The organism is Streptomyces sp. NPDC048295, from assembly GCF_040652135.1.
GTDB lineage: Bacteria > Actinomycetota > Actinomycetes > Streptomycetales > Streptomycetaceae > Streptomyces.
The window spans coordinates 1-6,219 of the sequence record NZ_JBEZLL010000065.1 but is presented as its reverse complement, the minus strand read 5'-3'; the positions used below and the strand labels follow the sequence as shown (position 1 = coordinate 6,219).

Here is a 6,219-nt window from a genome sequence, read left to right as displayed (position 1 = left end):
CCGCTACGAGAAGACCGCGACCGTCTATCTGGCCGGACTCCATATCGCAGGGATCTTCCTTTGGTCTGCCCGGTGATCCAAACGAATGGCCCTAGGGCCGCATCAGCCAACGTTCGCCCTGCCGATGAGGGCGCGTAGGCGCTGATCGTCGGCGTGGCGGTTTCTCCAGATGATGTAGCGGCGGATCATGCTGCCCTGCACTTTGTGGTCGGCGTGGTGGTCGGTGCCATCGAGGGTGAAGTAGCGCAGGGCGGTGAACTGGGCCTCGATCCGGTTCAGCCAGGAACTGTTGGTCGGTGTGCAGGCCATCTCGACGTTGTTCGCCGCCGACCACGTGCCGACGCGCCGGCACTCTTTCGTGGTCAGATGCGGGGAGAAGTTGTCACGGACGATCGCGATCCGAACCTCTCGCGGGTAGAGGCTGCGCAGGTAGCGGCAGAACTCCAGGAACTGCGTCCGCCTCTTGACCGGCTTGATATGGCCGTAGAGCCTGTCCTTGCCCAGGTCCAGGGCGGCGAACAGGTGCCGCACTCCGCCGTGGTGGTTGCAGGTCGCCCGCCGCCTGCGGCGTGGTTCACGGTCGGGGTCCTTGTACTTGCCTCCTTGTTCAGCCCGCTGCCGGCCCGAGTGGGGCATCAGGTTGAGTGGGCCGAACTCGTCTATGCAGAAGATGACTTCGGGTTCCATACCAGGAGGCGACGTCGGTTGGTCAGCCCGCTGTCGGGCTCCGCAGGGTCTGCGCTCGCGTGAACCCGTGGCTCCGTTCCACTTGCGCCACGTGCAGCGTGTAGCTCTGGTACCACTCGGCTTGCCCACGCTTTTGTGCTGCGCGGTGCTCGGCGTTGGTCCGCCACTTCGTGAGAGCGTCGGCGTCCCGGAAGTACCCGACGGTGATGCCCAGCCCGCCAGGAGTTTGCGCGTGGTCCATCCCCAGGAACCCCGGGACGTCCTTCACCAGGTCTTCCATGCGGGCGTTGGTCTCGGCGTAGCCGCTCTGTTCCTGAGCTCGCACTGTAGTGAAAACAGCTACGTAGTAGGGGGGTTCATAGGCTCCGACGGGCGCGACAGGCACTTCCGGGTGATCGTTCATGGCGTCACCGTAAGGCGGGACGTGCCCAACGATCCAGCGTCTTTCCTGACCGCGATACATGAGGGATCGGGTTCTTGACCGAAGCCGTCCGGGCTCTCCCTCCAGCTCCCGGCAACGGCCAGTAGCCTGCCGGCTCACAGAACGATGCAGGGGACGGGGAACACCAGGGCGAACGTTGCCTGACGCGGCACTGGCATCCTGAGCCGAAGATTCTCTGGAGCAGGCGCGACTCTGTCGAGAGGCTCGCCGGCGGCTTTGCCCATAGGAAGGCCACGGGATGCTCCAGGCTGGGCGAGAACCTCTGCCTTGACGTCATCTCATTTGGCTGGGTGGGGTGTTGGCCGTGATGGGATTGTTGAGCGGCTGGTGCCGGATGACCAGTGGGAGCTGTTCGGGCGGGTGGTGCCGGAGGCACCTTCGCGGCCTCGGGGCGGCGGCCGGCACCGCATCGCCCGCAAGGGCGTCGAGACCTCGCAGCACCTCGGACGGCACCGCCGGACCATCGAGAGGGCCATGGCCTGGCTCATCGGCGCGGCCTCGACAGGCCTCTGCCCGCCCTTTCAACTCCGCGCAGGGCAGCAACGGCTCTGAGCATGCCCCTGGCCCCGCAGCCCGCGAACGCCGCGGACCCCGCTCCTATGGGCAGGTCCATCCCCAAGACGGACCTGCCGGCCCGCTCAGGCATTCCTCGACGGGAAGCCCGCCGACCTCACGGCGGCCGTCGCCTACTGCGAAAGCGAGTGGGCCGCCTGCTCCTTCACCCCCGACAAGGGCAGCACGTTCCACTACTACGACCGGGCGCACGTCGCCGGGGAGGCCTTCGCCAACTGCACCAGGACCACGCTGGAGCACCTGCGGGCCCTCCGGTACCAGGGAGATGCCTTCGACCATGTCGGCCAGACGCGGGCCGGCCTGTTCGCCCACCTGGCCCTCGCCAGGCCCGAGAACACCGGTGCCATGTCCTACCAGTTCGAGACAGCGCTGACGCAGACCGACTGAGCATGGAACCGGACCAAGTCCGCAGTACGGGACGTGACCGAGCGGATCCAGCCCGGGGATGTGTCCTGGATCGAGTTCCAGGCCGCCCGGCACCGCGTCCATGGCTCCTTCACCGCCACAGGCTCGGGCACGCCCGCCTGGCGGATCGATGTCATCGCGGACACCCCCACGCCACCCTGCCCGACCGCGTCCTGCAGCGCACCGGACTCATGACCACAGCGGAGAAGCAGCGGTGCGCCACGAACCGCCCCATGACGGCTACCCCGGCCGGAGCGTGAGGAACGGCCGGGCTGCGTTTGCCGCCGGGCCGTGCGTCCGGGTGTCCCCGCCATGGCCCCGACCTTCGTTAATCACTTGCCAGGTACGACGTCGCCGGTGAGGATCAGTGGGTGCCTACAGCTACGCCGGACGGTCGCGCGGGAATCAATGCCGCGCTGGTGAAAGAATTGATCGCTGCCCAGTTCCCCCGGTGGAGCCGTCTGCCCGTAGTGCCGGTGCCGGTGGACGGCTGGGACAACCGCACCTACCGCCTCGGCGACGACATGACAGTCCGCCTCCCCACCGCGGCCGGTTACGCTCCTGCCGTCGACAAGGAATGCGACTGGCTGCCGCGCCTGGCCCCTGCCCTGCCGGTGGCTGTCCCCACCGTCCTGGCCAAGGGAGCCCCCGGCCCGGGATACCCCTACCCTTGGTCCGTGCGCGGCTGGCTGCCCGGCGAGACGGCCTCTCCCGAACGCATCGACGACATGAACCAGTTCGCCACCAGTGTCGCCGGGTTCGTCCTCGCCCTTCAGCGCTGTGATTCCAGGGGCGGTCCTCTCGCCGGGGCGCACAGCGGATATCGCGGCACGTCACCCGCCCACTACGACGACGAGACGCGTCGCTGCATCACCGCCCTGAGCGGCCGGATCGACACCATGAGGGCCACCAGTACCTGGCAGGCGGCGCTCGAGGCCCAGTGGTGTGGATCGCCGGTGTGGTTCCACGGCGACATGGGCGGCAACAACCTGCTTGTCGCCGACGGCAAGCTGTCGGCCGTCATCGACTTCGGCACCTCGGGCATCGGTGACCCCGCCTGTGATCTCGTGATCGCCTGGACGATGCTTCGCGAGGAGAGCCGCGAGGTGTTCCGGCATGCAGTCGGCCAGGACGACGGCACCTGGGCCAGGGCCAGGGGCTGGGCGCTGTGGAAGTCCCTGCTGACCTTGACCGAGTGCTCCGGTCCCAGGGACGAGCGGGTCGCCATCCAGCTCGATGTGATCGACGCGGTGCTGGCCGACCACGAACGCTTCGCGTAACCCGGTCCGACGCCGGATCGGCTTCCGCCGGCTCAAGGGCGGCGGTGATACGTCTTGTTGGCGATGCGCCAGCTGTCGTCGACGCGGACCAGCAGGAAGATGTCGGTGAACGTGTCCGCACCGTGCCAGAGCGTCATGGTGGCGGTCGCGATGGTGCCGTGGACGTCGGTGACGTCGATGCGGCGGGAACGGGTCGGTTCGTCCGAGGCCGGCCGGCCCTGGAAGAGGGCGCAGTACTCGTCCAGGCGCCATGAGACGAATGCGCCGTGACGGATTCCCTCGATGCGGGCGGTGGGCAAAAACGCGTCGTGGAAGTGAGCGGGGTCGCCGGTGGCGTGTCCCCGGATGTAGGCGCGGAGCGGTTCGAGTACGGCTTCCTCCACGGCGGGGACCGTGGCGGCGGCGGTGATGTCGGCCTCGGGCGCGGCAGGGGTGTCGGCCAGGCCGGTTGCGCTGCGCAAGGGAGTGTTGGACGCGGCGGCCAGCAGTGCCATGTCCTTGGCCAGCGCACCGATGGTGAACTCTGCTGTGCCGGCGGCCGACCCGTCGGTGAGGAAGGGACGTTTGCGGGTCACGAGCGCGCCGAGCTGGCCGAGTTGGAGGACATCCAGCACCTGCGCACGGGGCAGGCCGAGGGCGTCGGCCTGCCTCAGGGAGTCGCGCAGGGCGAGGACGGCTCCGGCGAGACTGTTGTTGGCGATCAGCTTGAGCGCGGCGGCCGTGGAGGCGTCGTCGACGCGTTGCACGGTGCCGAGTGTTTCCAGAACCGGACGGGCTCTGCCGAGCGTGTTCTGATCGGCAGCAGCAAGGATCTGCAGGGTGCCGGCAGCGGCAGCAGGTACGGAGCCGAGTACGGGGGCGTGAACATAGGACGAGCCGAGTTGCCGGGCCAGTTCGGACGCCTCGGCGGGGGCGATGGTGCTGGTGTTCACCACGATCGTGTGCGCGCGCAGCGAATCGTGGACGTCGTCGAGGACCTGCTGGCAGGCGGGTCCGTCGAACAGTGACATGAGCACGAGGTCGGCCCTCGCCACGGCGGCGCTCGGATCGCTGGTCACCTTGACGGTGCCTGGTGCCCGCCCGGAGCGTGTCCAGCCGACGACGTTCCAGCCCTGGGTGACGAGTCGTGTCGCGAGCGCGGCACCCATGCGCCCCAAGCCGAGAACAGCAAGGGTGTGTGGTGTGTGTGGTGCTGTCATAAGCGCCAGAGTGGTGCACGGCGACAGCTGCGACAAGCGCAGATCTTGCAGGTCAGCCCTGCGAGATACGCATATCGACTGGGCATACTGGTGCGATGGAACTGTCTGTGTGGCGAACCTTCGTGACCGTGTGCCGTCTCGGGTCGCTGTCGGCGGCGGCCACCGAGCTCAATCACACGCAATCGGCCGTCTCCCGGCAGATCCGCGGGCTGGAGCGGCAGCTCGGCGTAGCGCTGGTGGAGCGCCATGCGCGCGGTGTGCGTCCGACGCCTGCCGGTGAGGTGTTCCGGCATCACGCGCTGGCCACGCTCAACGAGGCCGACCGCGCAGTACGCGCCGCACGAGAGGTTCGTGACGGGGCGTACAGCCGGCCGCTGGCAGTCGGCGCCGCCCCCTCTCTGGCCTCCGGGATCGTCCCCGAGGCAATTCGGGGCCTGCTGAAGCAGGCCGGATCCCTCCGGTGGAGCCTGGTCCCCGGCCTGAGCGCTCAGCTGCACCAGCGCGTGATCGCCGGCGATATCGACATCGCGGTCGTCACTGATGCACCACCAGGGCTGCCCCATGACCTGCGGGTCGATCGACGGTTCCTCGGGCTGGACGGCATGGTCGTCGTCATGCCCGTCGGCCATCCGCGGTCCGGGGGCGGCCCGGTACACATTCAGGCGCTGGCCGATCAGACCTGGGTCGAGGACAACGACGGCTCGGCGGCGCTCCTGCGCCAGCACGCTGCCCGTGCCGGAGTCAACGCCCGCATCGACCTCACCGCGGCCGATCTGCACGGCAAACTGGCGCTGGTCGCAACCGGCCTTGCCATCGCGTTGGTACCCGGTGTGCTGACGCGGGCGCTGCGGACCGACGTCGCCACCGTGGATCTCATCGATCCCCCGACCCGCGGCATCTACACGATCACGCCGCGCCGAGACCCGCACCCCTGTGCAGCGTCTCTTCACGACCAACTTGCTGCTGCGTTCGCCCCGGGCCGTGCGGCCCAAGCCGCTCATCACCCGACCAGGACGGTGGCCCCACACCCTCACGCACCCGCTGACCGATTCCCCACGGAACAGAACCACGCCTGATCCCGGCCAGTCCCGGAACCCCGGAGCCGGCCGCGATGCCTTCAGCAGCCTGCGACAGCTGGTCCGGTCGTACCCTTCATGGAGCGCGTACTCGATCCGGTCGCCAGGCCTCGAAGTCCGGTCGACGGCTACGAGCTGCGTACTCCATCGGGGCCGGACCTCTCCACGTTCCCTTCCCGCGTGTCCCACTGGTCCGGGGTGAGTTGGGCGTGTTCTCGGATGGCCGTGCCGGGATCGCGGGTGACTCGTTCGAGGACGGGGAGGGCCTGGGTTCCGATGCTCCGGGTGAGGTTCGTCAGAGCTGCGTGGCGGGTCGCGGAGGCGGGGTGGGTGGCGCTTAGACCGTGTCCTATGTGGAGATCGCTCGTTGGGCTGTTCATGGGGCGGGATACGTGGAGTTGGATTGTTCCAGACGGGCTGTGGGAGATCGCGAAGCCGCTGATCCCGCCGTCGAAGGTGCGTCCGCAGGGCTGCGGGACGCAGGACACGCCTGATGAGACCCTGTTCGCCGCGATCGTCTACGTGCTGGTGAGCGGGTGTGCCTGGCGGGCTCTGCC

Annotated in this window: 6 protein-coding genes and 2 pseudogenes; 5 read left to right on the top strand and 3 right to left on the bottom strand. The window is 68.4% G+C overall.

Annotated features, from left to right (window positions below):
* Positions 1 to 102: 102 nt before the first annotated feature.
* Positions 103 to 684: pseudogene (locus AB0D53_RS41460) on the bottom strand (transposase); the annotation flags it as partial.
* 25 nt (positions 685 to 709) lie between these two features.
* Positions 710 to 1,090, bottom strand: coding sequence for an antibiotic biosynthesis monooxygenase (locus AB0D53_RS41455; RefSeq protein WP_362454690.1), 381 nt, complete (start codon positions 1,088 to 1,090; stop codon positions 710 to 712).
* A gap of 351 nt (positions 1,091 to 1,441) precedes the next feature.
* Here AB0D53_RS41455 and AB0D53_RS41450 point away from each other — a divergent pair.
* From AB0D53_RS41450 to AB0D53_RS41440, 3 genes and pseudogenes are all read left to right on the top strand, one after another.
* Positions 1,442 to 1,537, top strand: a pseudogene (locus AB0D53_RS41450) (IS5/IS1182 family transposase); the annotation flags it as partial.
* A gap of 585 nt (positions 1,538 to 2,122) precedes the next feature.
* A complete protein-coding gene (locus AB0D53_RS41445) occupies positions 2,123 to 2,302 on the top strand; it encodes a hypothetical protein (protein ID WP_362454688.1) in 180 nt (59 codons plus the stop codon).
* 176 nt (positions 2,303 to 2,478) lie between these two features.
* The gene (locus tag AB0D53_RS41440) at positions 2,479 to 3,387 is read left to right on the top strand and encodes an aminoglycoside phosphotransferase family protein (RefSeq protein ID WP_362454686.1); all 909 of its coding nucleotides are present in this window, start codon (positions 2,479 to 2,481) and stop codon (positions 3,385 to 3,387) included.
* A 32-nt stretch (positions 3,388 to 3,419) separates the two neighbouring features.
* Here AB0D53_RS41440 and AB0D53_RS41435 read toward each other — a convergent pair whose 3' ends face one another.
* Positions 3,420 to 4,586, bottom strand: coding sequence for a nuclear transport factor 2 family protein (locus tag AB0D53_RS41435; protein WP_362454684.1), 1,167 nt, complete (start codon positions 4,584 to 4,586; stop codon positions 3,420 to 3,422).
* A 95-nt stretch (positions 4,587 to 4,681) separates the two neighbouring features.
* Between AB0D53_RS41435 and AB0D53_RS41430 the strand changes: the two genes are divergently transcribed.
* On the top strand, positions 4,682 to 5,662 hold the full coding sequence (locus AB0D53_RS41430; RefSeq protein WP_362454682.1) for a LysR family transcriptional regulator: 981 nt from the start codon (positions 4,682 to 4,684) through the stop codon (positions 5,660 to 5,662).
* 378 nt (positions 5,663 to 6,040) lie between these two features.
* On the top strand, positions 6,041 to 6,219 hold a 179-nt coding region (locus tag AB0D53_RS41425), incomplete at its 3' end, for a transposase (protein WP_362454692.1).